Genomic DNA, 542 nt, shown 5'->3' with positions numbered 1-542 from the left:
CGTGTTTGACTGTAATTGATCTCCCGTGTTTCTGGCGGGTCTAATTTCATCATTGCGACTCTCCTTACTTTATCAAGCTATATCATTGCTCTATCAAATGGCTTGTTACTCTATAACGCTGTATTTTGCGTTCTAAGAGCGATAAGAGCATTTGAGTATAATTATACTCGTAATCTGATAAAAACGCCTAGAAGCAAAAAATACCCCCGCCCCTTAGCATTGGAACGAAAGAGCGCACACAATAGCGTTATCTTACGCCGGGGCTGAAATTTGAAATATTTTTATAGGGGGGTCGCCCCTCGTGTGAGTTTTTTTGGATAAACTAGGTTTTTAACTTTTTTGTGATAAACCTAGTAGTGTTTCCCTTGATTGGTTCTATTCTTGCAATTCTTTCTCACGATCAGCCAGCAGCTTTTTAAATTCTGCGATATCGTCAAGCGTTGTCATTTCCTTGATAAACTTGCGGGAGTAGGAACGATAGCTATATACCCGCTTTTTAGCCAAAAATCAGACTTTTTTTGATGATTTAAAAGCATGTAACC

The 542-nt window shown here is 38.9% G+C and carries 1 protein-coding gene; it reads right to left on the bottom strand.

Annotated features, from left to right (window positions below):
- Positions 1 to 375: 375 nt before the first annotated feature.
- The gene (locus FC30_RS09850; RefSeq protein ID WP_268888281.1) at positions 376 to 504 is read right to left on the bottom strand and encodes a hypothetical protein; all 129 of its coding nucleotides are present in this window, start codon (positions 502 to 504) and stop codon (positions 376 to 378) included.
- Between the last annotated feature and the right edge of the window lie 38 nt (positions 505 to 542).

The organism is Ligilactobacillus animalis KCTC 3501 = DSM 20602 (assembly GCF_001434535.1).
GTDB lineage: Bacteria > Bacillota > Bacilli > Lactobacillales > Lactobacillaceae > Ligilactobacillus > Ligilactobacillus animalis.
The sequence above is the reverse complement of the archived record's forward strand: the minus strand, read 5'-3'. Positions and strand labels throughout refer to the sequence as shown.